10 protein-coding genes and 1 pseudogene are annotated in these 26091 nt (G+C 73.0%); 3 read left to right on the plus strand and 8 right to left on the minus strand.

Features of this window, described 5'->3' with window-relative positions; all coding sequences use genetic code 11:
* Nucleotides 1-33: 33 nt before the first annotated feature.
* The 5 genes from AB0958_RS31370 to AB0958_RS31390 form a co-directional block, all read right to left on the minus strand.
* Nucleotides 34-2436 (minus strand): FUSC family protein, encoded by a 2403-nt coding sequence (locus AB0958_RS31370; protein ID WP_366893853.1) that lies wholly within the window; start codon nt 2434-2436, stop codon nt 34-36.
* A 161-nt stretch (nt 2437-2597) separates the two neighbouring features.
* A complete protein-coding gene (locus AB0958_RS31375) occupies nt 2598-3383 on the minus strand; it encodes a polysaccharide deacetylase family protein (RefSeq protein ID WP_366893854.1) in 786 nt (261 codons plus the stop codon).
* Nucleotides 3384-3657: 274 nt separating this feature from the next.
* Nucleotides 3658-4737 carry an LLM class flavin-dependent oxidoreductase gene (locus tag AB0958_RS31380; RefSeq protein WP_366893855.1) on the minus strand — a complete coding sequence of 360 codons (1080 nt, stop codon included), beginning with the start codon at nt 4735-4737 and terminating at the stop codon, nt 3658-3660.
* Nucleotides 4737-5243, minus strand: a complete 507-nt coding sequence (locus AB0958_RS31385; RefSeq protein WP_366893856.1) for an SRPBCC family protein — start codon at nt 5241-5243, stop codon at nt 4737-4739. Before AB0958_RS31385 ends, AB0958_RS31380 begins: the two co-directional genes overlap by 1 nt.
* An 82-nt stretch (nt 5244-5325) precedes the next feature.
* A complete protein-coding gene (locus tag AB0958_RS31390) occupies nt 5326-5826 on the minus strand; it encodes a helix-turn-helix domain-containing protein (protein WP_366893857.1) in 501 nt (166 codons plus the stop codon).
* Between the two features lie 273 nt (nt 5827-6099).
* Between AB0958_RS31390 and lpdA the strand changes: the two genes are divergently transcribed.
* Nucleotides 6100-7497, plus strand: a complete 1398-nt coding sequence (gene lpdA / locus AB0958_RS31395; protein WP_366893858.1) for a dihydrolipoyl dehydrogenase — start codon at nt 6100-6102, stop codon at nt 7495-7497.
* A gap of 25 nt (nt 7498-7522) precedes the next feature.
* Here the strand turns inward: lpdA and AB0958_RS31400 are convergent.
* The 3 genes and pseudogenes from AB0958_RS31400 to AB0958_RS31410 all read right to left on the minus strand — a co-directional run bounded on the left by AB0958_RS31400 (nt 7523) and on the right by AB0958_RS31410 (nt 24616).
* Nucleotides 7523-8154: pseudogene (locus AB0958_RS31400) on the minus strand (TetR/AcrR family transcriptional regulator).
* 156 nt (nt 8155-8310) lie between these two features.
* Complete coding sequence (locus AB0958_RS31405) at nt 8311-10860, minus strand: right-handed parallel beta-helix repeat-containing protein (RefSeq protein ID WP_366893859.1); 2550 nt, start codon at nt 10858-10860, stop codon at nt 8311-8313.
* Between the two features lie 37 nt (nt 10861-10897).
* Entirely contained in the window at nt 10898-24616 is a 13719-nt protein-coding gene (locus tag AB0958_RS31410; RefSeq protein WP_366893860.1) for a hypothetical protein, read from the minus strand.
* A 170-nt stretch (nt 24617-24786) separates the two neighbouring features.
* On the opposite strand from AB0958_RS31410, the gene AB0958_RS31415 reads away from it, so the two are divergent.
* Nucleotides 24787-25641, plus strand: a complete 855-nt coding sequence (locus AB0958_RS31415) for a hypothetical protein (RefSeq protein ID WP_366893861.1) — start codon at nt 24787-24789, stop codon at nt 25639-25641.
* 46 nt (nt 25642-25687) lie between these two features.
* Complete coding sequence (locus AB0958_RS31420) at nt 25688-25999, plus strand: hypothetical protein (RefSeq protein WP_046730425.1); 312 nt, start codon at nt 25688-25690, stop codon at nt 25997-25999.
* Nucleotides 26000-26091: the final 92 nt, after the last annotated feature.

Here is a 26091-nt window from a genome sequence, read left to right on the forward strand (position 1 = left end):
CTGCCCGTGCGTCCTGCCGGGCGAACGGGCCGCTCAGGAGGCGGCGGCCGTCCGTGTCCCTTGGTGGCGTGCTCCCGCCCGGGCCTTCGCCGCGTCGGCGAGGCCGGGCTGGAGCCGACGGGCGGCGTCCACGTGGTCGTCGGTCCAGATGATCCGGATCGCGACGGGGGTGGCCCGCCCCTCCTCGTCGCTGAGTTCGGTGCGGACGGACGCCACGAGCCGGGCGGCGCCCTCCGGCCGCAGCGGCACGACGTCGGGCACCGGCGAGTGGTCGCCGAGGCTCGCGGCGAACTCGTGGTACCAGCCGGTGACCAGGGCCGCGGACCCGAGCACGGCACCGTGCGCGTCGGCCCGGACGGCCTGGACCCGGGCCCGGTCCTCGCCCTGCCACAGGGACACGACGGCGTCGGCGGCCAGCCGCAGGCCCACGACCCCGGTCACCAGCGTGGTCGTACAGGCCAACGACAGGGGTTTGGCGCCGCGTTCGGCCAGGTAGCTGCGGAACGCGTCGTCCAGCCGCCGGGCGGAGGCCGCCGCCGCCCGGCTCTGCGGACCGGGATCCGTCGGGGTGCTGTGGCCGAGGGCGTAGTCGACGGCGTCGCCGAGGTACCGGGCACTGTCGTCGTACGCCTCGGCGAGCGCCCGGTGCACGGCGGCCCGGGCGCCGCGCGGCCAGAAGAACACGGCGACGACGACGCTGACCGCACAGCCCAGCGCGATGTCCTGGACGCGCAGCAGGGCGACGTGCCAGCTGGGGTCGTGACCGATGTTGAACAGCACCACGAGGGTCACCGTGAACGCGGCCTGCCCGGCGGCGAAGGAGACGGCCGCGGGCGCGACGCCGGCGAGCAGGACGGCCACCGGGAGCACGAACCACAGGGCGGTGCCGTGGTGGCCGATCAGCTGCAACAGCCCGGCCCCGATCACGGATCCGGCCACCGTGCCCAGGACGGCACGGACGGCGTTCTGCCCGGTGCTGAGCGCGTTGGAACGCAGCACGGACAGGGTGCCCAGCAGCACCCAGAAGGAGTGCTCGACGCCGGTCACCCCGGCGAGGAACACGGCGATGCCGAGGCCGACGGCGCCGCGCAGGCTGTTGTGCAGCCACACCGAGTCCACCGTGAGGTGGGTGAGGGCCCGTTCGCGGGCGGCGGCCAGCGGGGCGGTCAGCGCGCCCGGTTCCCGGCCGAGCAGCCGCTCGGGCCAGCTCCGCTGCCAGGCGGAGGCCGCCGTGCCGACGTTGTCGGCGATCTGGAGCACGGCGAAGCCCAACTCCTGGGCACGGAAGGACACGTCGAGCGTGGCGATGAACCCGTAGACCTCGGCCGTACTGTCGCCCCCCGGCTGCTCGGCGGGCACCCGCACGGCGGAGCTGTGCTCCATCCCGGTCAGGGCCGCCCGCAGCTCCGCGGCGCGGGCCCGTAGCGGACCGGTGTCGCCGTCGAGGTCGGTGAGCAGGTCACCGGCCGCCTCCAGGACGAGGGCGCCGGCCCGGCGCACGGTGTGGGCGGCCGGATCGCAGCCGGGCGGCTCGTCGGTGTAGTCGGACCGGTCCACGAGCACGGCACACAGCCAGGTGAGCTCGTCGACCAGCCGGACGAGGGCGCGGGAGGTCGCCGACAGGCCGGTGGGCCGGTACGGGGTGGCGTCGAAGGCCGCCCGCAGCTCGGCGCCGGTACGGGCGGTGTGTTCGGCCGCCACCCGGCAGAGATCGGCGTCGGGCACCGGCGGGGCGGTGCCCGTCGGGTCGGTTCCAGGCGGGGTGGTGCCCGTCGGGTCGGTTCCAGGCGGGGTGGTGCCCGGCAGGTGCGGGCCCGGCAGGTGCGGGCCCGGCTGGCTCGGGCCGGGCAGCGAGGCCCGGGTGCGCAGGTACCCGGCGGCGGCCCGGCAGACGGCGGCCGCCGGGGCGCTGAGCGGATCGGCGACCGGCCGCGGCCACAGCAGGGCGACGGCGGGCAGCGCCACCGCCGCCGCGAGCCCCGCACCCGCCAGCCGGTCGGGTAGCTGTGACAGCGGCACCGGCGCGCTGACCGGCAGCACGAAGGCCAGCAGCAGGGCCGTGGAGCTGCCCGCCAGGACCGAACTGACCACGCCCGCGAAGAGGACCAGGAAACCGACCACGACCGTCGCCGCCACGGCCGACCAGATCTCCCGCCCCGCCAGCGTCCCCACACAGATCAGGACCAGCCAGGCCAGCGCGAGCGCCACCTGCGCCCGCAGCCGCTCCACCATCGGGCCGGAGTAGTCGACCAGCAGCAGCATCGAGAACGACCCGAACGCGGCGAAACTGGCCATCGTCGGGGAGTGCAGCACCTCGGTGCACAGGGCGAACAGGGCGGGCATCACCACCGCCGTACGCCCGGCCCGCCGGGTCGCCGCGAGGTCCGGGTCCCTGCGACGCAGCCACGTCAGCCACCGTGGGGCCCGCCTGGACATGCACACCTCCCGCCGGCCCCGGCACGGCCGGCCCCGCCGCCGCACCGCGCACACGACTCATATGCTGCCACCACCGGCCCGTCCGCGACATGCGCAGGGACGTGCCTGCGCCGGGCGGGGCGGGGCCGTGGCCGTGGCCGTGGCCGTGGCCGTGGCCGAGCTCAGCGCACCGGGAAGCCGAACGAATGCCCCTGCTCCTTCAGCCACGGCAGTACCTCGCGCAGCGCGGCCACCGTCTCGGAGCGGTCGCCGCCGGCATCGTGGAAGAGGATCGTCGGGCCGTTGGACATCTCGTTCTTCACGGTGCCGACGATGGTGGCGGTGCCCGGGCGCTCGAAGTCCTTGGAGTCGACGTTCCAGCCCAGCGGGCGCATGCCGTGGGCGGCGGCGATCTTGCGGCTGTACGGAGTGAAGGCGCCGCCCGGGGCCCGGTAGTACAGCGGCCGTACCCCACCGGACGCCTTCGTGATCATGCGTTCGGCGTCCAGGATCTGCTGGGACTGGTAGGCCTCGGACTTCTTGTCCATGGTGACGTCGTGCGACACCGTGTGGTCGCACAGCCGGTGCCCGGCCGCCACCACCGCCTTGACCAGGTCCGGATGCGCCTGCGCCTGTGGGCCGATCATGCAGAACGTGGCCTTCACGCCGTATTCCTTGAGCACCTCCAGCACCCGCGGGGTCCAGACCGGGTCCGGGCCGTCGTCGATGGTGATGTTCACACCCCGGGCGCCCCGGTCCGAGGCGTGCGTGATCTCCACCGACACCGGGGCCGCCTCCGGAACCGTGCGGTGCGCCGAACTCCCGGCGCCCGAACCCCCGGCGCCCCCGGGCCCGGTGACGGGACCGGCCTGCGCGGTCCACAGCGAGGCGGCCACGGCCACCGCCGTGACCCCGAGCGCCCCAGCGACCATCTGGCCGTACCAACCCCGTGCGCCGTGCCGCGCCATGTCCGCCCCGATCCTTCGTTCCGTCGATCCCGTGCACCCGTCAGGACGGACGGCGGCGGGCACCGGATCCGTCCGTTACCGATCGCGGACAATTCCGCGGGAGTTCTGCGACAGGCTCTCTGCGTGATCTCTAACGCCGGGCGCGACGATCGGTGTTGGTCCGGGGGCGACGTGGCGCCCGGCTCGGTGTTCGCCACCCGCCGGCAGGCAACGCCGTCGAGCGGTCGGGGCGCGTCGGCGACCGGCTTGTCGCCCACGGCGCCCGGGCCCGCCGTCAGGGCGCGGGAGTGCGCCCTGCGCCGCCCCCGTCGGTCTCGTGCACCAGCTCGATCGCCCGCCCCAGCGTGGTGAGCCGGTCCGCCACGGTCGCCCCGGCGGGGTAGAGCCGGACCGTGTCCACCCCGGCGTCGCGCCAGACCGCCAGCCGCTCGCGGACCATGGCCTCCGTGCCGATCAGCGTCGTACCGAGCACCATCTCGTCCGTCACCAGCGCGGCCGCGCCGTCCCGGTCACCGCCCTGCCAGCGTTCGCGCACCTCGGCCGCGACGTCGGCCCAGCCCTGGCGGCTGTAGGCGTTGTTGTAGAAGTTGGTGGAGGCCGAGCCCATCCCGCCGAGACTGAAGGCGAGTTCCTTCTTCCGCCCGGCGACCATCGCCCCGAGGGCCTCCTCGTCGGCTGCGAAGGCGACCTCGGCGCCCTGGCAGACATCCAGGTCCCCGCGGGTACGACCGCCGCGCGCCAGGCCCTCGTCGAGGTGCGCGAAGTAGGCGTCGCCGGCGCCCTCGGGCACGAAGCTGGTGCCCAGCCAGCCGTCGGCGACCTCGCCGGTCAGCCGCAGCATGGCCGGGGACAGGGCGGCCAGGTACACCGGGATCTCGTGCTCGGCGCGCATCGACAGCCGCATCGGGACGGCCTCGCCGCCGGGCAGCGGGACGGTGAACTCCGTGCCGGAGTAGGAGAGTCGGCCGCCGTCCAGGACGCGCCGCACGATCTCCACGGTCTCCCGCATCCGCCGCAGCGGCCTGGCGAAGGGGACGCCGTGCAGTCCCTCGATGACCTGGGGGCCGGACGCGCCGAGACCGAGCAGGAAACGCCCGCCGGACAGGTTGGAGAGCGTGACGGCCGTCTGTGCCACGGCTGTCGGGGTCCGGGTGCCCAGTTGCAGCACGCCGGAGCCGAGCAGCATCCGGTCGGTGAGCGCCGCGTAGTAGCCGAGGGCGGAGGGGGCGTCGGAGCCCCACGCCTCGGCGACCCAGCAGACGTCCAGGCCCAGCTTCTCCGCCTCGACGACGAAATCGGCCTGCTGTGACCAGTGTTCGCCGCCCGAGGCCTCGATCGTGGTGGCCGCGCGCATCACGCCTCCGCCCGCTTCTTGATCTCGGCGAGGGTGGCGGTGATGCTCCGCTCGAACTCCCGCAGCCGTACGAAGACGATCTTCTGTTCCTTGTCCGGCATCCGGTCGATCGCCACCGACAGCCCGGAACGCCCCGGCCCCAGCTGCATCCACTGCGACAGCTCGGTGCCGCCGGCCTCGGGGCGGAGCCGGAACCGCCAGACCGCGGAGGGCGCGCCGGGGTCCTGCACGGCCCAGGCGAGAACCGACTCCGGCTCGCACTCGGTCACCTGGGACGTGGTCTCCCACCTGCCGAACGCCTCGTGTTCACTGCGGCCGACGAACCTGGCCCCGACCGCGGGCCCGGTGGCACCGTCGAGCCAGGAGACGGACCGCAGTTCCGCGCTCATGTCCGGCATCAGCTCGATGTCGCTGACCAGCGCCCACACCCTGGCCGGCGGGGCGTCGATCCAGGTCCGTACCTCGACCGTGGGTTTGTCCGCGTAGCGTGCGCCCGTCCACTCCAAGACCGTCGGCCTCCTCGCCGTCAGAGTAACTCCCACTAGAGTTGCGAGATGAGACTCTGCTTGTCAAGGGGGTACTACGGCCTCATTCGGCGCCGAACCGCCGTCGTACCTCCGGCCGCTGCGCGAGTCGCTCGGGATATCCGGGCCCCATCCGCATCGACGTCTCCCCGGCCCGCAACGGCGCCCGGCACTGGGCGCAGACGACCTCGGCGGCGGTGTCGTGGCCGCACGCCCCGTGGTGGAACACCACGGGCACGCCCCGCTCCCCGGCGAGCCACCGGTCGCCCCACGCGGACATCGCCGCGAGCACCGCGAACAGGTCGCGTCCCTTCTCCGTGAGGACGTAGTCGTAGCGCGGCGGTTCCGCCTCGTACTGCCGTTTCTCCAGGATCCGCTCGTCGACCAGGAGGCGCAGCCGGTCGGTCAACGTGTTGCGGGCGATGCCCAGTTCCTGCTGGAACTCGTCGAAGCGGCTGATCCCGTAGAAGGCCTCCCGCACCACCAGGGGCGTCCAGTGGTCACCCAGCAGGTCGACGGTCCGCGCGATCGAGCACGGCCACTTGGCGAACGAGGTCCGTTTCATGTCCTCACGATAGCGGCCCGAACACGAGTCTCACCAAGAAACTCAGCTGACGGCAGTAGTCAGACGGCCGCGTGGACATCCGCGCCCGACGCGCTTTCACTGGTTATGACGAGAGTCTGGGTGACGCGGTCGGCAGCCGCACCCTTCCCGCCCGACGGCGGCGCACCGCGAGACGAGGTGTTCGACCATGAGGATCGAGGGACCGGTCGCGTCGGTGACCGGAGCGAACCGGGGCATCGGCCTGTATCCGGTCCCCTGACGTGAGGTGGAGCCATGCAGACCGACTTCGACGTCGTCGTCCTGGGGGCCGGACCGGGAGGTTACGTGGCCGCGATCCGCGCCGCGCAGCTGGGCCTGCGCACCGCGATCGTGGAGGGGCGCTTCTGGGGCGGGGTCTGCCTGAACATCGGCTGCATCCCGGCCAAGGCGCTCTTGCGCAACGCCGAGGTCGCCCAGCTGATCCAGCACGACGCGGAGAGGTACGGCGTGCGGATCAGCGGGGAGGTGGCCCTCGACTACCGCGCCGCCTACGAGCGCAGCCGGGTGGTGGCCGACGGACGCGTCAAGGGTGTCGGCTACCTGATGCGCAAGAACAGGATCGATCAGTTCGAGGGGCAGGGCACCTTCCTCGACCCGCACACCCTGCAGGTGCGGATGCGGGACGGCGAGACCACCCTCTCCTTCCGCTCCTGCGTCATCGCCACCGGCTCCACCGTGAAACTGCTGCCCGGCACGGTGCTCGGCCGGCGCGTCGTCACCTATGAGGAGCAGATCCTCTCCGACACCCTCCCGGCCAGCCTGGTCGTCGCGGGCGCCGGTGCCATCGGCGTCGAGTTCGCCTACCTGCTGCGGTCCTACGGCGTCGAGGTCACGCTGGTGGAGTACCTCGACCGGATCGCACCACTGGAGGACGAGGAGGTCTCGGCCGAACTCGCCCGCCGGTTCACACGCCAGGGCATCCGCATCCTGACGTCCACCGCCGTGCAGGCGATCGAGGAGAGCGCCGACGGCGTCCGGGTGACCGTACGGCAGGGCGGCGCCGAACAGGTCCTGGAGGCGGAGAAGGTCCTCCAGGCCACCGGCTTCCAGCCGCGCACCGCGGGCTACGGACTGGGCAGCACCGGGGTACGCCTCACCGAGCGGGGCGCCATCGACGTCGACGGCCACTGCCGCACCAGCCGGCCGCACATCTACGCCATCGGTGACGTCACGGCGAAGCTGATGCTCGCGCACACCGCCGAGGCGATGGGCGTCGTCGCCGCCGAGAGCATCGCCGGCGCGGAGACCATGGAGCTGGACTACCGGATGATCCCGCGCGCCACCTTCTGCCAACCCCAGATCGCCAGCTTCGGCTGGACCGAGGCCCAGGCCCGTGCCGAGGGCTTCGACGTACGGGTGGCCAAGTTCCCGTTCACGGCCAACGCCAAGGCACACGGCCTGGGCGACACGGTCGGGTTCGTGAAGCTGGTGAGCGACGCCCGGTACGGGGAACTGCTCGGCGGCCACCTGATCGGACCGGACGTGACCGAGCTCCTGCCGGAGCTGACCCTGGCCCAGAAATGGGACCTCACCGTGCACGAACTCGCCCGGAACGTGCACGCCCACCCGACACTGAGCGAAGCCGTCCAGGACGCCCTGCACGGACTCGCCGGACACATGATCAACCTCTGACGAGCCGGTCCCGCCGCGGTCGCCGTCAGCGCTCGGTCCGCGACGCCAGCCGGTCGGCGGCCTCGTACACGAGCCGGGCGTGCAGTGCGAACAGGGCCACCAGGTCCACGGCGTCCCCGTTGACCTCCCGGTGCACGAACAGGCCGTCGGCGCCCGCGACCGCGTAGGTGGTGAGGGTGCGCACGTCGTCGTCCGGCAGGGCCGGGAAGAGGGTGGCGATCCTTCGGCGACCCGCTGCTCGGCGATCTCACGCACCTGGAGGAAGACGGTGCGGCCGCGGGGTTCGGTGGGGCGCCGCTCCAGCGCGAGCATGAGACCGAGGCGCAGGAAGTCCGGTGCGCGGACCAGGGACCTCGCCACGTTCGCGGCCATCAGGGTGAGCCGTTCCAGCGGGGTGCCGGCCTAGACGCCGGGCAGCTCGACCGCCGCGAGCCAGGTCTCGAAGCTGCGCTCGACGACCGCGGCGATCAGGTCGTCCTTGTCCTTGAAATGCCAGTAGATCGAACTGGCGGGCAGTCCGCACTTGGCGCTGACGGCCGCGATGGAGGTGCCCTCGTAACCGCGTTCGCCGGCGATCTCCACGGTGGCGTCGAGGATGCGCCGGCGCGACTCCACCCCGTTCGCACGCTTCCTGCGTGCCGCCTGCGGCCCGGTCATCCCTGTGCCTCCCCGGAGCCGTCGCGGCCCGGGTGGCGGCCCGCCTGGGAAGCCCACTCCAATTGGAACATCCCTTACAGGATTCCCGGGGTGGGCGCAGCGGTCACCTCCGCGGCCCGCGGGCCGGGTACGCGAGGACGGCGCTGCGGTGCGGCGTCAGCGCGTGGCCGGATGGGGCAGGTCGTGGGCCTCCAGGCTGATCAACTGGTCCGCGGTCGGCGCGGGGAGCTCCGCCACCCGCTGGGCCTGGCGCTCGGTCATCTCCTGGAAGACCTGGCGCGCCGAGCGGCCGTTGCCGAACCCCTCGCCCTTGGGCATGGACTCGAAGAGCGCGAGGAGTTCCGCGCGGGCGGTGGGCGTGAGCTCGTAGCGGTGCTGTCCGGCCTGGTACTCCACGATCGACACCAGCTCGACCGGCTCGTAGTCCTCGAAGAGCAGGGTGCGGCCGAAACGGGAGGCGAGGCCGGGGTTGGAACCGATGAAGCGGTGCATGTCACCGGGGTAGCCGGCGGCGATCACCACCACGTCGTCCCGGTGGTCCTCCATGAGCTTCACCAGCGTGGCCACCGCCTCGGTGCCGAAGTCGTTGCCCGCCAGCGCCGGGGCCAGGGAGTAGGCCTCGTCGATGAAGAGCACCCCGCCGAGCGCACGGTTGAAGGCCGCGGTGGTCTTCGGTCCGGTGTGGCCGACGTACTCGCCGACCAGCGCGGTCCGGTCCACCTCGACCAGATGGCCCCGGCGCAGCAGCCCGAGGGCCTTGAGCAGGCGGCCGTACAGCCGGGCGACCGTGGTCTTGCCGGTACCGGGGTTGCCGGCGAAGACCAGGTGGCGGCTGAGCGGCGGGGCGGGCAGTCCGGCCTCCTCACGGCGGCGGACCGTCTGCATGAGCTTGACCAGGGAGCCGACGTCCTGCTTGACGCGGTCCAGGCCGACCAGTTCGTGGAGTTCGCCGAGCAGGTCCTCCAGGTTCTCCTCCGCCGGCTCCTCCCCGTCCTCGGCCAAGCCGGCGGATCCGGCGGGCCCGGCGGACCGGTCGGCCCTGGCTCCGGGCACGGCGCCCGGAGCGGGCCGGCCGGCCGGTGCCCCGGCCGGGGCACCGAAGACCAGGGGCGTGCCGTCGGCCGTGCAGTCCTCCAGGACCGGCCTGGCCCCGTCGTCGGTGCCCAGCGCCTGAGCGCAGTCCCGGACGCGGCAGTGCCGGAAGACCGGGTCGGCACCCTTGGCGACGTGCAGGGCCGGGAACCCGGCGCGGGTCACGTCGAGCGCGGTGAACGTGCCCCCCGCGCCCTCCGCCAGGAACACGCCGTTCTTGCCCGGCCGGTCGATGCGCAGCCCCGTCACCTCCGGCCGGGCTCCCGTCCACACGACCGCGCCGGAACCCGCGCAGTCCTCCACCCAGCCGCCGTCCACCGTGGCCTCGGCACCCTCGTCGACCACGAGACCGGCCGCGCCCGCACCGCTGATCCGGATCCCGGCCAGGGAGGCGGCACCGCCCTTGGCGATCTGCACCCCGATCTCCCTGGTACCGGTCACCGTCGAGTCGGCGACCGTGCTTCCGGCGGCCGAGTCGATGCCGATCCCGGCGGCCGCCCCGGCGACCCGGCAGCCCGTGAGCGTGGCCACCGCGCGCTCCAGGACGCTGACCCCGGTCATGGCCACGTCGGTGATCCCGCAGTCGGTCAGCTCGACCCGCGCCTCGCCGGTGGCGTGCACACCGTGCTCCGAGCCGCCGCGGACCCGGCAGTCCGCGAGCCGTCCGACGGCCGTACCGGCCAGATGGACCGCGCTGAACGCGCTGCGGTCGATCCGGCAGTCGGCCAGCCGTGCCTCGCCCGAGCCCGTCACCAGCAGCCCGTTGGCGCCCGCGTCGGCCACCGAGCAGCCCGAGGCGCTCAGCCGGGCGGTCTCCTGCACCACCAGGCCGCTGGCGGCCGCCCCGCGGATCCGGCAGTCGGTCAGCTCGGCCCGTGCCGACCCGGTCAGATGCACCCCCGCGGCGCCGGGCGCCTCGATCCGGGTCTCCCCGGCCAGCGCCTCGGTGGAGTCCTCCAGGAGCAACCCCGCCCGCCCGCTCCCGGCCAGCACCGAGTCGGTCAGCCGCAGCCGGGACCGGCCGCGCAGCCGCACCCCGGAACCGGTCGTCCGCTCCAGCCGCAGCCGCACGGCGTCCAGGCTCGCGGTGCCGGACAGCACCACCCCGGTGCCGTCGACGCCGGTGACCGCCGTGTCCTCCAGCCGCGCCCGGACGCTCCCGGCCAGGTGCAGCCCCGCCAGCCGGGCGCCCTCCACCCGGCAGCGGCGCAGCACGAGGGCCGTCGTACCGCCCTCCTCGTCCTCCGGGCCCTTCACCTGCACCCGGCCGCCCTCCACCGAGCACTCCTCCAGGACCAGCCCGGCACCGGGCGCCACGCTCACGGCGGGCAGCCCGGCGTCCGCACCCCACACGGTGAGGTTGTGCAGGGCGCAGTCCGGTCCTTCCACGGTCACCGCGGGCGCCTCGCCCGGCGGTGCCGCGATCACCACGCTGCCCCGGCCGTGCTCCGCCGTGAGCACCACGGCACGGTCGAGGACCAGGTTCTCGGTCCAGGTGCCGGGGGCGATCACCACCAGGTCCCCGGGGGAGGCGGCCCGTATCGCCTCGCCGATGGTCCGGTAGGCGCCCCGGCCGCCCTGGCCCTTGGGCGCCACGGTGTGGCGGGTGGTCATCTGCTGTCCTCAGTCCTCGGTGGTCGCCGCCGCCCGGTCAAGGCGCCTGATAGTACGCGGGGTTGATGCTCGCACGGTACGAACCGGTCAGGTACAGCGACTGGATCGACTTCTCGAAGATCTTGAAGGGTAGCTGGATCCAGAAGTCGGCGAAGCCCTGGCGGTGGAAGAGCCGGCTGCCGGCGCTCATCACGAACACGTTCTTGACGAGCCCGGTGGTGGCGGCCGTGGTGACCGAGGCCGCCGCGTTGATCCCGCCCTCCCAGACCGCGTCCCCGCCGTGCAGCTTCACCGTCTGGCCGTCGGCGTTCGTCACCCCCCACACCGCCGCGTTCATACTGCCGTTGACCCAGCCCGAGAGCGCGCTGCTGAAGACACCGAACGAGTAGTCGTAGATGCCGCCCCGCCAGCGGGTCGGCGTCTCGTTGCCCGCCCACTCGTTGACCCAGGTCTTGTCGTGGTTGAGCGGGCGGCGGGTCCACGGCTTGCCGCCGTCGATGTTGGCGACGCCGGCCTTGAGCGTGCCCAGCTTCTCGAACCCGAGGGCCCGGTTCTCGTGCACCGCCGTGCTCAGACCGGTTTTGACGCCCGCGCCGACCGCCGCGTTGGCGAACGACTTGAGCGCGTCCTTCCCGGTGAACTGCTTGTGCTGGACGGCCGCCACGATCCCGTTCACGGCGAGGTTCGCGCCGAACTCCAGGATGAACTCCTGGCCGAACTCCAGCGCCGCCTTCTTGGCCACCGTCCGCCAGTACGGCTCGTAGCGCGCCTCGCGCAGCGCCGCGTCGCCGTTCGGCACGAGCGTGCCCGACCAGGGCATGCGCTGCGCCTCCCGGGTGGCACGACCCCAGCCGCGGATCTCGGTCAGCGGGCCGCGGAAGTCGTACTCGTTGCCCACCAGGCGCCAGCGGTTGAACGTGTCCCGCTCGAACACCAGGCCGCGCTCGGTGCGTTGGGCGACCAGATCGCCGTTCCCGCGGTAGCGGTTCCACTGGCCGCGCCAGGCGTCGGTCTCCAGGAACCCGCCGCCCTCGGCCTTGCGCTCGCGCACCACGCTGCCGTGGTCGAACTCCTTCCAGACCGAACCGGCCGGGTTCTGCTGGGTGACCGTGGTGCTGTAGGCCCGCACCCGCAGCGGACCGCCGTTGTGCAGGGGGGTCTCGCGCAGCACGACGGGCGGTGCCTGACCGGGACCGCGCAGCTCGTCACGGAAGTGCCGGGCGCCGTCCGTCCACCGGTCCTGCCAGGCGCGGCCGTTCCACCACCGGCGGACCTGGTTGCCGTCGCCCACGTCGATGACCGTGCCGTTGCGTTCGTGGGCACGGGCCTGCCAGGTGCCCTGGCCGTCCCGCCAGGCGTCGACGTACCGGCCCGAGTCGAGCATCCGGCGCTCCCTGACGAGGTCGCCGTTGCCGTCGTAGTCCCGGTAGGAGTCGTCCCAGGGGAGCCGGGAGTCGTGGGAACCGCGGAAGAACTCCCTTCGGCCGCTGCCGACTTCGGCGCCCTGGGCGTCCAGTTCACGCCAGGTCCAGCGGCCCGAGCCGGCCCGGCCGGAGCCCTGGATCACGTGTCCGGCGGTGCCGTCCGGGTTGGCGTGGCTCTGCCCGACGAGGTTGCCGTGCGCGTCCCGGTCCACCCAGGTGCGGTCACCGGTGAACTCCCGCACGAACCCGCCGGGCCGCCCCTCACGGACGGTCCGGGTGGTGCCGTCGGCGCCCTGGTGGACGTCCTCCCAGAGCCTGCTGTCCGGATCGGCCACGAGCGAGTGGCGGTAGCCCCGCAGGTCTCCGGCCTGCCAGGGCACGTCGGTGGCGTCGGCCGGGGCGTGCGCGGGGCGGGCCGCGTGGTCGCCCACCTTCAGGGACGTGCCGTCGTGCAGCTTCCCGCTGAACCGCGCGAAGGTGCCGTCGGCGGCCAGGTCCAGGGCGCTGCCGTCCATCGCGACGTAGCGCACCCCGGAGGTGGTGGTGCCGTCGCCCGCCTCCTTCGTCCACGTGAACAACTGGTAGGTGTCGTCGCCCCGGACGTGGGCGTACGGCGGCCGGGTGTGCTCGGCGCCGGCCAGCCAGCGGGTGCGGACCCAGGTGGGCGGGCGCTGCTCGCGCCAGCGGTCGGTGGTCAGGAAGCCGTCGCCGAGCGGCTCCCGCTTGCCGACCTCCTTGCCGTGCGGGGAATGCCGCTCCCAGGTGGCGCGGAGCGACCCGTCGGCCGGGTCCATGGCGTGTTCCTGGTACTGGCCGGCCCGCTCGGGCCATTCGGCCATGCCCCACTGCCGCTGGGCGATCCGGCCGTCCGCGGTGCGGTCGGTCCAGCCGCTGCTGACGCGCTCACGGGTCCGCGGGCCCGAGGCGATCACCTTGCCCTCGCCGTCGTGACGGTGCCAGGTCCAGCTCCCGTCGCCGTTGTCGACGCCCAGGGTGTGGCCGGTCCGGCCGTTGAACTTCTGCAGCCCGTCGCGGTACTCGCGCACCGTGCGGCCCCGGCCGTCGGTGTCCCGCCAGCCGGTGCCCGCCGTGTCGTAGTGCCTGCTGCCCGTGCCGACCGGGGTGCCGGTGTCGTCCCAGCGGACCCAGTGGGTACGGGGGTTGGTGCGGGCGAAGCCGATGGTGTCGGTCCGGCGGAAGGAGTCGACCACGTCACCGGAGGCACCGGGCAGTACCCGGCGCTCGAAGACCGGCACCTGCTTCTTGGTCGAGCTGAGCAGTTTGACGTGGCCGCCCGCGGCGCCCGACAGGTCGGCGGTGCCGCGGTGGAAGGACCCGGCCGTCACCGGCGCCCCCGCCCTGGTGGTCCGCTCCCAGGTGCCCGCGGCGTGGTCGACGACGTACCGGTGGTCCGTGCGCCGTCCCTTGTCCAGGACGTTGAAGCCCTGCCGGGTCACGCTGCCGTCGGCGGCCAGGTGCACGAACTCGCCGTGCCGCGGGCTGGTCCGGTCCTCGAACGCGATCCGGGTGGTGCCGTCGGGGCGCCGGACGACGTCCCAGTGCGCGAGCCTGCCGCCCGCCGCGTCCTCCAGCCAGGCGGCGGGATGCGCCGCGGTGGGCGGATGTGTGACGAGGACGCGTCCGCCGTGGCCCGCGGGCAGCGGGGTGCCGGTGGCCCGGACGGCGCCCTGGCCGTCGTACCGGGTGAACGTCCCGTCGGCCAGGGTGGTTTGGTGACCACCGCCGGGCATCGGGACGGTCTCCTGGACGAACCGCCCGGTGTGCTGGTCGAAGACCTGCCGGCCGCCGCCGGGGCGGGCGATCTCGATGCGGCCGGCCGGGTCGAAGGTGACCGCCCGCGCCGGGTCCACCGCGAAGGCGTCGTCCAGCCGGCGCGCGGCCGCCCCGAGCGGCCGGTCGAGGTGCCCGGCCGGTGTGCCGTCCCGTCCGGTCAGCCGCAGCCCGTCGCCCGTGAAGTCGCCGTTGGGCGCGAAGGTGCGGTGCCCGGTGTCGTGGACGGTGCGGAAACCGCCGTTGCCCGGGAGCGCGGTGACGGTGTCGGGCAGCCCGTTGCCGTCGGTGTCGGTGAGACGGTGCCCGCCGGTGCCGTCCGGCTCGGCGAACCGCGTGCCCCGCTGCCCGCCGGCCGGGTCGGCCAGCGCGGTCGATGTGCTCACCGGGCGGCCCTGGGTGTCGTACAGCACGGACTCGCCGGTGACGTCGTCGATGGTGCGCGGCCGGTTGCCGCCGACCGCGACCACCCGCTGTCGCAGCGGCTGCCCCGCCGTGTCGGTGAGTCGGTGACCGCCCGCGCCGTCCGGTACGACGACCCGGCCGCCGCGCGCGTTCGCCGCCGGGTCGAACAGGGCGAGGCCGGTGTCCCGGTAGCGGCCGTCGGCCGTGAACCTGCTGGTCGCGCCGCTCGTCTCGTCGGTCACCCGGAAGCCGGAGCCGCCGGGCAGCGCGGTGACCGTCTGGGGCTGCCGGGCACCGGACCCGTCGGTCAGCGTGAAGCGGCCCGAGCCGTCGTCGGCCAGGAACCGCTGCCCGCGCGTGCCCTGCGGGTCGGTCAGCGCGACACCGGACTCCTGGAGACGGCCCCGGCCGTCGTGGCGTACGGACATCCCGGTCGTCCCGTCGGTGACCCGGACGCCGTTCCCGTCACCCAGAACCTGCACCCGCAGGTCCAGCCGGTCGCCCGCCAGGTCGGTGACGTGGGTGCCGGCTCCGTCGGTGACCCACACCCGGTCGGTCGCGGCGGGGACGCCGTCCCGGCCGGTGAGCTGGACTCCCTCGTCGAGCTGGAGGCCCAGGGCGTCCACACGACGGGTGACGCCGGTGTCGAGACGGGTGATCCGCGTGACGTCGCCGGGCAGCGGGAAGGCGGTCAGCCGGTCCGCTCCGGGGCCGTGCACCGCCAGGGCCTCGCGCGCGCCGTGGCCGTTGATGTCGATGTGCAGACGCAGCCCCGTCGGCCTGCCGTCGGCCCCGCGCAGCGGCATGTCGTAGGCGATCCGGTCGCCGTTCGCGGTGTAGGTGTCGACGGTGGCCGACGGAGTGTGCCGGACGTCGAAACCGCCGTCCGGCCGGGCGACGACCGTGCGCGTCGGGTCCGGGTGCGACTGCTGGTCGACCACCCGCAGCGTCACCGTGCCGTCCTGGCCGGCGCTCCGCTCGATGGTCAGGCCGTTCGGCCCGCTTGTGCCCGAGTTGTTCAGATCGATCCGGTGGACGGCGGGCGGGGCGGTGTCGGGCAGCGTGTCGTGCTTGCCCGCGCCGAGCCTCGCGCCGCGCCGGGTGGCCCCGATCTCGATCTCCTGGATCCGGGCCTCGATCTCGGTCGGACGGACACCGAGGTCCTCCAGGTTCGTGTACGCGGTGCGGAACCGGTCCTGAGCGGCGATCAGTTCGTGGTTGAGCTGAACGTCGTATTCGCTGACACCCCGTGAGGTGCCGGCTCCGCCCGGCGCGGCGCGCAGATCCTCGACCCGGTTCAGTTCGACACGGGCGGACGACAGCTCGACCCAGGCCTCGCGGAACGGCCGGCCGTCGCCGCCCAGCAGCTCGTCGAACCGCGCCGAATCCTCCGCCCACGGCGTCTGCCCGGGCTGCCGGGAGGGTACGGCCGGGCCCTTGCCACGGTTCGGCCGGACCGGTGCGGGTGCCGGCGGGGTCGTGTCACCGTCCGGCCGGGCCGGTGCGGCGAGGGTGGCGTCGCCGGTGTCACGCAGCGACGGGGCGCCGTCCAGCAGGCTCAGGGCGTCACTCTGCCGCTGGGCCCGCGCCGACCTGACCATGCCGTCGAGCATGGCCTGGAGCCTGGTCCCCGTGTGCGGGGTCGTGCCGCCGGCGGCGAGCGCGGCACGGGTACGGCCGGCCAGCCCGTCCCCGTCGCCGCCGAGCCGCCGGAAGTCGTCGAGCAGCCGGTAGGCGTTCGCCTCGGCCCGTACCTGATGGAGCAGCTGTTCCACCCCGGTCCGGCGGACCGAGTCCGGGCGGTCCCGCAGGAAGCGCCGGGCGGCGTCGGCCAGGTTGTCGAGGGCCTGGGCCCGCCGCGCCGGCTGGTCGGCGGGCACGTCGTGGAAGGTGGCGAGGGCACGGTCGACGTACCGGATCTGCGAGCGGGCGCGGATGCCGTTCTCCCGGTACGTGCTACGGCGGAAGGCGGCCCGGTCGAGAAGGTCGGGCGCGGCCGGGTGAGCGGTACCGGGTGCCGTCGTGCCGGTGGTGTCGCCGGTCCGCCGGGGCGGCCCGAGCACGTCGTCGAGGACGGCGTCACCGAGCGGTCGCGGGGTCCGTCCGCCGCCCGGCGGGGTGTCGTCCCGCGGGGGCGTCGAGGCGAAGTCGCCGTCGCCGCCACGGTGCGGGGCGGCCGGGTGGATGTCGTGGAGATGTGTGGCGGACGTGTCGGTCTCGGTGGGGTGGGGCGGGGTGCTGTCGGTTTCGGTGGGGTGGGGCGGGGTGGTGTCGGTGTCCGCGAGGTGGGGTGTGCGCGTCTCGGTGTCGGGGAGGTGCGGTTCGGGTGTGTCGGTCTCCGGGAGCCGGGGCGCAGGCGTGTCGACGTCGAGCGGGTGCGGCCGGAAGGTCTCCGTCTCCGTCCCGGCGGGACGGTGCGGTGCGGTGGCGCCGGAGAGGTGCCGCGGCGAGGTCTCCGCGTCGAGGGGGTGCGGGGCGGCGCCGTGGTCCGTGGCAGGCGGGACGGTGGTGTCGCCCTCCTTGACCACCGGCGGGGCCGTCTCGGCGTCGACACCGTGCGGTGCCGGCGCCTGCGTGCCGGTGCCGTGCTGCGCAGGGGACCGGGTGTCGAGGTGGTGGGGTGCCGGGGGCGTGGTGTCCGGGCTGCGGGGCGGGCGGCCGTCGCCGGTGAGCGCGGGGGACGGGTTCGTGTGGACGTCGGTCGCACCGGACGCGGACGGCGCCGTCGTCCTGGTGCCGCCACTCGACGGCAGGAACAGGCGGCGGCCCTCGTCCGTGAAGTGAAGGCCCGCTTCGTCACCGTAGACCAGGTTCGCCCTGGACAGGTGCTTGAACGCCTTGTCGAAGGCGTTCCTGCCCAGGTCGACGGCGGCCGTGGTCTGCGCGCCGACCTTGGAGTCCGGCAGGGCGCGGAAGCCGTCCGAGTTGGCGAGTGCCCGGACCATCTTCTTCATGGGGTCGGTGATGCCCGGCACGGCCTTGAGGGTGGCCTCGGCCGACTGCGGAAGCAGGTTGAGGTCGGGGCCGTTCACCGGAGCGGCCGACGAGGAAGCCGCGGCGCCCTGGCTCCGGCCCGGCCTGGGCTGCGTCCTCGCCGCGTCGGTGTCCGGCCGGCTCTTGAGGGCGTCGATACGTCCGTTGATGGTGTCGAGAAGCTTCGTCCGCTCGTCGAGCAGCCCCTTCGCCATCTCCTTGCGGGCGCCCTCGGCGAGGTCGTGGAACTGCTGCGTCAGCTTGACCGCCTGTTCGGCCAGGGGCTGCGCCTTCCTGAGGTTGTAGCGCTGCGCCTTCACGTCCTTGACGTCGGCGTTGTCGGCCTGGCGCACCTTCGCGGACGCGTCGTCGAACGCCTTGCCCGCGGCCCGCGCGGCCGGGTCCACCGTGCCGTCGGCGAGATAGCGTCCGTCGCCCTCCGGGTCGTGGACCTCGAGCGGCTTCGGCCACCGGGATTCGACCTGGCTGGAGTACGGGTTGATCGGCAGCCCGGAACCGAACTTGGCCTCGGGCCGGTACAGCTTGGAGACGACCGCGCCCATCTGCTCCGTGCCCTCCTCGCCCTGGGCGGCGAGCCTGAGGACGTCGTCCTTGAACCCGCCGCCGATCAGGTGCACCTCGCGCACCACGGACAGGGCGAGCGCCTCCTGGACGTGCGCGCCGTGGAAGACCTCCTGGTCGAAGGAGACCGTGCGGGAGCCACCGCCGTCCGGATACCTGTACGTCCAGCGGGCCCGCTTGCCCATCTCCTCGAAGCCCTTGTCGTACGCGGCGCTTCGAACGGTGTCGTCGCCGAACTTCAGGTCACGCATGGTCTCGCGGTCCAGCGGATGCAGCTGGTCGTGCAGCGACACCCAACCGCCCCGCTCCTCGAGGACCTTGGCGTCGAAGACGAGCGTGGTCGGCCCGTACCGGGTCGCCATCGGCTTGTCGCCGGCCTCCATCCGGAAGAAGACGAAGTCGTCGTTGCCGAGGTTGGAGGTGTTCTTCCCCGAACTCTTCCCTGAGGCGAGGAACCTGATGCCCCGTCGGGTCAGGTCGCCCTGTGAGGACATCACACCGCTGTTGGCGATGGCGTGGTAGGCGGGAGTCGCGTGCTTGATGCGGTAGGGCAGGTTCCGCAGGCCGGTCAGCAGCTTCTCGAACTGTGCGCGCTCGGCAGGCGGCAGGCTGTTCAGCAGCTCGTCGACGTCCCGGCGCAACTGCGTGATGTTGCGTTCGGACAGCTCCCGCACGAAACGCGTCTTCTGCGGGTCGGAGAGCTTCTCGAAGTCCTCGAACTCGGGGAAGACCTTCCTCCACTGCTCCTGCGAGCCGGGCAGCTCGGCCTTCCACTGGTTTCCGGTGTGCACCTCGGCGTACGCCTTGTTGCTGCGGAGGTGGCGGGCGATCTCCGGCATGTCGCGCCGGAGACGGGAGACCGAGAACTCCGTGCCGTGGAAGCCCTTCAGGGTGATGGAGTCGCCGGGCCCCGCGGCCTTGACGGCGGCGTCGACCTTCCTGGCGAGCTCGTGGGCCACGGTGGAGACGGGGGCGTGTTCGTTGCGGAGGGTGTAGACCCCGCCCAGCTCGGCGGCGTCCTTGACGAAACCCTTGAGGGAGGCGTCGAGGTTGTCGGCCGCCTTGTCGAGGGCCTGGGCGACGCCCTGGAGTTCCGGCAGGGACTTCTCGCCCGACGCGACCAGGTCCTCCAGCCGCTGGGTGAGCCCGCGCAGTTCGAGTGACTGCTCCTCGATCTCCTTGCCGGTCCTGATGAAATGGTCCGCGTCGGCGGCCTCGGGCGCGCGCCGGGCCTGGGCGTCCAGACTCAGGGCGTGTTCCTGGAGCCGCAGGGCGCGCTGGATCTCGCCGGCGCCGGCGAACTGGTCGACCAGCAGGTTGAGGTCACGCTGGGAGAGCCGGCCGTCGGTCAGCGCCTGCGTGATGTCCCCGTCCAGGCGGCCCGCGATCCGGGAGGCCTCCTCGTTCGCCTTGTCCAGGGCCGCCTGCAGGGCCGGGCGCTGGTCGGTGCCGGCGTTGACGTTGGCGTTGGCGAGTTTGCTCTCCGCCTGCTGCACGCCGCGCTGGGCCTCGGTGTGCTCGCCGAGGGACTCGGCCAGTTGTTGCGGAGGCGTCAGCGGGGCGGTCGCCTCCGTCTCACTGTGGAGGGCAGGAGCGGAGTGGGCGGGCGGGGGAGTCGCGCCGTCGGCGGGCAGGGCTGTGCCGCCGAGCGCGCGGGGCCGCTCCTTCAGACTGAGCTGCCGCAGGGCGGAGAGGTCGGCCTCCATCCGCACCGGGTCGACGCCCAGGTCGGTCAGACGGGTGTGGGTGGCGTCGTACTGCTGCCGGGCGGTGTCGACCCTGTCGTGGGCGCGGATCTCGGCGACGGTGGGGCCGTTGGAGCTCCCCGCGGGGCCGGTGTGCGGCAGCAGGTCCTCCTCGGCCCGGCCCAGGTCGTACCGTGCCTTCACATGGTCCCGCCAGGCGTCGCGGCGGGCCTGCCGCAACGGGTCGTCCGCGTGGCCGAACAACGCGTCGACGCGCTGCCCGTCCCGGAACCAGGCCTCCTCGATCTGGGCCGGGGTGAGCCGGGTTCCCCTCCCCGGCAGCTCCTGGCCACCGCCCGCGAGCGGGCTGTCCGGCCGCGGGGCGGACGTCGTGCCGGGGGTGCCGTGCGCCGTGCCCGGGACGGCCGTGTCGGTGTGCGTGGCGGAGTGGGCGGGGCTCGGCAGTTCCCTGCCCCAGGACGCGGGCGTCGGCAGGGAGCTGAGCAGTTCGTTGTTGTGCAGGACGTGGCCGCGCAGGTCGGCGGCGAGGTCGTTGAAGCCGGTGCCGCTCCACTCCCTGCTGAAGGCGCGGTCGCCGCCGGTGATCGCTACGGAGACCGCGTCGTCGTCGACCTTGTGGGTGACGGTGATGGTCATCTCGTCCGCGTAGCCGGGCCGGCCGACGGTGAACGTCTTCACGTGCGGGCCGTCGCCGCCCTCCCGTACCACCGCGTCGGCGAGGCCTTCCCAGCGGCGGATCGCGTCCTGCCCGAAGGCGTGGCCGAAGTCCTCGAACGCCTCGCCCGACGCCAGCCCGTGCCACTTCTCCTCGATGAGCTTCGCGAGCTGGTCCTCCGGGATCTGCTCGGCGCGCACCGGAACGACCGTGATGCCGTCCTCGACCCGGGCCGGTCCGGTCCGCACCAGCCGGGTCGGCGAGAGGGTGATCTCCCACTGGTCCTGGTTGAGGGCGACGGCGTCGTCGGCGGCCTTGGTGTATCCGGGCGGGTAGGCCATGGCGAGCCTGCCGTGGTCGGCGGGGACGTCGATCTCGAAGACCACGCGGTTGCTGTTGACGCCGTTCTTCGCCCACTCCGCCTGGAAGGCACGGTTGTTGGAGGTCGAGGCGGGCAGCCGCTCCACGAACACGTCGGCCTGCGCGGCCCGCGGGTCCATGGACACGCCCCGCCACACGGTCATCCGCTGGTTCGGGCCCTCGAACATCAGGTCGCCGGCGACCTTGTTGAACTGCTTGACCCTGCCCACCAGGCCGGGGTTCGCCTCCAGGGCGCTCGGGTTGACGAAGCCGCCGTACCCCTTCTTCGAGGTGAAGGCACCGCCGATGACGCCCTGCATGAACAGCTTGACCTCGTTGTCGGCCGCGGCCTTGCCCAGGTGGCCGCGGGCGGCGTGCGCGGCGGCGTCCCAGCTGTCCGCGGCCGCCCCGGTGAGCTCGGCCGGGCGCGCCGGCAGGGGGACCTGCGCGGTGGCGGAGTGCAGCAGCTCGCCGGTGGAGCGGCTGTAGACGTGGTTTCCGGTGCCCGAGGCGACGACGATCTCGTGCTCGCCGTTCAGCCTCGCCGGCCAGGTGCCCGTGCCGTCCGGCACGGAGCCGACCGACTTGCCCGCGACCTTGACGCTCATCCCGCCGAACGGGCCGTCGCCGAACCGCACGGTCTCCTCGGCGAGCCGGATGCCGCCCAGCCGCTTGAAGGTCCAGCTGTGCACGACGGTGCCGCCGACGGCGTCCAGCTGTCGCACGACGATGGCGGTGCCCTGCTTCTCCACGGTGAACAGGCCCGACTCGACGGCGGCGCCGTGGAGTTCGGGCGTGCCGGTGCGCGGGGCCCTGACGGCGAGTTGGTGGTCGCCGGGGACCCGGACGACGTCGGGCTTCTTCAGGATGTCGTCGAAGGGGTCGGTGAAGGCGTCGCCGTGGGGGCTGGAGCCGGACGGCGGGTCGATCGTGAAGCGGGGCCTGTCGACGGAGTCCACGAAGTCCACCTGCGCGCCGCTCAGGTAGGGGGCGCTCATGCGGTCGGTGACGACCTTGACCCCGTCGGTGTCGTTGCGGACGGGGCCGAGGGCGGACTCGTCGACGTGCAGCTTGTACTTGTCGGACGAAGTGGCGGCGCCCTGCGCCGTCGAAAGCTCCGGGGCGTGCCCGGCGGTGCCGGAGGACGAGCCGGCCAGGCCCTTGTCGGCGTCGGTGTGGGCGGGCGTACCGGCGAGCGCCGGGGCGTCGCCGCCGCGGGCGCTGCGGCCGGTGTCCACGAGGTCGAGGGCCGAGTGTCCGTGGCCGCCGCCCGGGGCCGGGCGCCCGGAGCCGCCGACGGGGGCGGGGGAGGCCGGGTCGTGCGGGGAGGGGGTGACGGGGAGCCGGTCCGGGGTCGTGGGCGTCGTCACCGCGAGCCGGTCCGGTGCCGTCGTGTTCACCGTGAGCCGGTCCGGTGTCGTCGTGTTCACCGTGAGCCGGTCCGGTGTCGTCGTGTTCACCGTGAGCCGGTCCGGTGTCGTCGTGTTCACCGTGAGCCGGTCCGGTGTGACGGGGCTTGTGGTCAGCCGGTCCGCGGTGGCGGGGTTCGGCGTGAGCCGGTCCGGGGTGGCCGGGTTCGTGGTCAGCCGGTCCAAGGTGGCCGGTGTCGTTGCCGGTGCGTGGTGCGGCAGGTGCTCCGTCGGGGTGCCTGGGTGCGGGGAGCCGGGGCTGTGGACGAGTTCGTCGAGGTGGAGCCGGGTCTGGTGGGCCGACAGCGCGCTGGTGGTGCGGTCGGCGAGGGTGCTGCCGGTACCGGGGGCCACCGGGGTGGAGGGGGCGTTGCGGTGGCCGCCCGCGAGCAGGTCGAACGCCGACGTGTGGGCGTCGACACCGTTCGGCACCGCGTGCCCGAGCCCGCTCGGGGCGGGGTGGGCGACCGTCGTCGGTCCGGTGAGAAGGCTGTTCGGCGCGGTCACCTGGTGCGGGGCCACCGGCGTCGGCATCGCGTTCAGCGCGGTGTGGGCGGCGTTGACGCCCGGCGCGCCGGTGCCGGTCAGCGTCGTGTGGCCGGTGCCGACCACCGGGGTGCCGGGCGTGGACACGTCGCCCAGTGTGCCGGTGACCGGCGGCGGCGTGGCGTGGGTGCCGGTCAGGACCGAGGTGCCCGGCGTGTGCGTACTGCCGTGCGCCCCGCCCGGCAGCAGCACGTCCGCGCCGGACGTCAGGTTCGTGGGGGCCGGGTGCAGCCCGGTGAGCGTGGTGTGGGCGCCGCCGGAGACGGCCGCCGCGGGCGTCTCGGTGATGCCGTGCGCGGCACCGGGGACACCGGCCGACGCGGGTACGTGCAACCCGGACGCCGTGGTGACGGTCGGCGTGCCGCCGACGCTCACCCCGAGGTCCGAACGGCCGCCCAGCGCACCGAAGTTCTCCACGTGGACCCCGCCGAGCTGCACGTGGGGCATGTCGACCAGCGCGTCCACCGTGCGCGCCGCGTGCACACCGAAGTTGCCGCGGTGCGCGATGGCGCCCACGTCACCCAGGTTCAGGGACGGCGGCCGCAGCGTCGAGGTGACGTCCAGATGCGTGCCGGGAAGGTGGAGGTCGAGGTTGCGCAGCGCGTTCTGCCCGGCCCCCGCCCCGAAGCGCACCTCGTTCAGCTGGATGCGCGGCATGTCGACCAGGGCGTCGACGGTACGCGGGTCGACGGGGACCGAGCTGATCGTGCGGCCGACGGCGCCCGTGATCGGGGCGCCGAAGACGTGCTGCCCGAGCACACCGCGGTCGAAGAGGCTGATCCGCAGGGCGCGCGCGAAGCCGTACTCGCCGATCTCCGCCGCGTCCACCGGCAGGAAGATCCGCAGCCACTTGGTGCCGCCGAACTCCTGGCCCACCCAGGACTTCGTCGCCTGCCAGCCCCGGGACAGCGTCTCGGGCAGGCCACGCACGAACGCCGGGATCGCCCTGAACCCCTGCACGACCGTCAGACTCAGGGAGTTGACGCCGCGACCGATGACGTTGGGCAGGTTGTGGATGCCGTCCAGCACCCACAGACCGCCCTTGTAGACCCACGTGCTGCCGAGTCGCACCAGGTCCTTCAGGCCGAGCAGCAGGGTGGTGGGCCGGAAGCCGTTGGTGAACAGGTTGCGCAGTGCCTGGAAGGTGCCCCGGGCGATGTTGGCGAAGCCCTTGGCGAAGGCGGTCGTACCGACGCCCTTGATGATCTGGAAGATCGGCAGCGCCTTGGTGGTGGGCGCGAGGATGCCGAGGCCCGCCAGGAAGAGGTCGAGGAAACTCGCGTTGCCGTTGGCGAAGTCGACGATCGTCTTGATGAACAGGGTCAGGTTGACCCCGAGGGCGAGCAGCGCGATCGGGCCGCCGAAGATCAGCGCCGGCACGATCAGGATGATCGCCAGCCACTGGAACGCCTCCCAGAAGATCTGGCACTTGGAGATCGGCAGCTGGATGTCGGAGACACCCTGGATGCTGCCCGCCGCGGCGGCGGCCCCCTCACCGTGCTCGGTACCGGCCTGCCGGGCCGTCGAGGCGTAGGTGTCGCGGTCCGGGTCGTCCTCGGACAGCCCCCGGCCCGAGTTGAGCGCGCCGTCGGCACGGGACTGCAGGTCGACGAGCTTGTCCGCCCAGGTGGTCAGGGCACTCGCCGCGGTCTCGAAGGACTGCGCCACGTCCTCGATGTGCCCGCGCAGCCGGTCGTTGACCTTGCCGCGCAGGGCGTCCGCGGCCTGGCCGACGAACACGCTGTCCCCCGCGGTGTTCATCACCGCGTCGATCGCCGTGCTGATGCGCCGGGCCTCGGAACCCAGGTGGTTCAGCTCGGTGGCCAGCGTCCGGATCTGCTCGGGATCGCCGGGGGTGGGGTCGCCGTCGAGCCCGATCGCGTTCCAGTCGGTCGGGCGTGGCATTCGAAGTTCCTCCCGGATCCTGCGTCCTTCGGGGCGGTCACTCCCCAACTGACCACGCCACAGCGCCCGCTGCGGTTCACGTGATCTGGGTTACAGCAGGGGCCCGGGGTGAACCGGCGGGCGGGGTACGGCGTGGTCCAACTGACCGGAGTCGACTGGGAGGGCCACGCATGGCCGATTACCTCAAAATCGAATACAACGTCCTCAACGACGCCAAACGGGATCTGGAGAACCTGGCCGGCGACATCGGTCCGCTCCTCGACAACAGCACGTTCTCCCGGCTGGGCCAGACGGACTACGACGGATACACCTCCAGCGACGCCCTGACGGTCCTGGGCGACCAGAGCCTCGCCGACGCGCTCGCGGGTTTCTACTCCAACGCCAGCAGCACCATGTCCCACGCCGACAAGGGCCTCAAGGAGCTCGCGGGCGCCTTCGGCTCGGTGGGTGAGGCGTTCCTGTCGTTCGACTCCGAACTGGCCCAGGGCATGGGGATCACGGGCAGCAACCTGGGCCTGCAGAACTACTTCCGGGACAAGGACCTGTGGGACTACAAGCAGTCCCACCTCGACCAGTGCGTACCGGGACCGGACGGCACGATGCCGGACTTCTGCTCCGCCACCGACCCCGGCGACCCGCCGCTGGACCAGACGATCACCACCGACCGCGGCAGCGTCCACACCCACCTCACCCTGGACGACCAGCGCCATGTGATCAAGGAGGAGTCCACCGTCACCTACGACGGCAAGACGTACACGTCGGTGACCAACTACTCCAGCGACGGCAACCACTACACCACGGACACCTCCTACCCGGACGGCAGCACCGTCCACTCGGAGACCAACCTCAACTCCGACGGCAGCGGCACCATGGTCACCACCGGCAGTGACGGCGACCGGACCGAGTACACCCGCGGCCCCAAGGACGCCAACGGCAACCAGCCGGACTGGCAGCAGGTGGGCGGCAGCACCGAAGACGACGGCGGCGGGAGCGACGACTACAACTCCACGCCCGCCGCCTGGTGACCACCCGACAACCGCATCGAGACCGACAGGAACGGACAGGAACCCCATGGCCAGCTACAACGGCATCAACCTCGACTACCACAAGATCGAGGAGGTCGTGAGTCTGCTGCACGACGCCCACGAGAACCTGCTGCCGGTGCTCAGCAACCTGCGCAACCGGGTCAACACCCTCGTCGACGACGGCATGGTCTTCCAGCAGTCCAGCGAGGTCATCCGGACCACCTACAACAACTTCGACACCAGCCTGCTGGCCGCCGTCAAGGGCATCAACGACTTCTCGGAGATGTTCAACGGCATCAAGGAGAACGCGATCCAGTTCGACCAGGGCATCAGCAGCAGCCTGCAGAACAACTCGTAGCCGACAGAACGGCGCGGCCTTCGGCAACCAGGACGCGTTCGGCAACCCGCAGGATCCCTTCGGCGGCCAGGACGCCTTCGGCAACCGCGGCC

Source organism: Streptomyces sp. NPDC006655, from assembly GCF_040703965.1.
GTDB lineage: Bacteria > Actinomycetota > Actinomycetes > Streptomycetales > Streptomycetaceae > Streptomyces.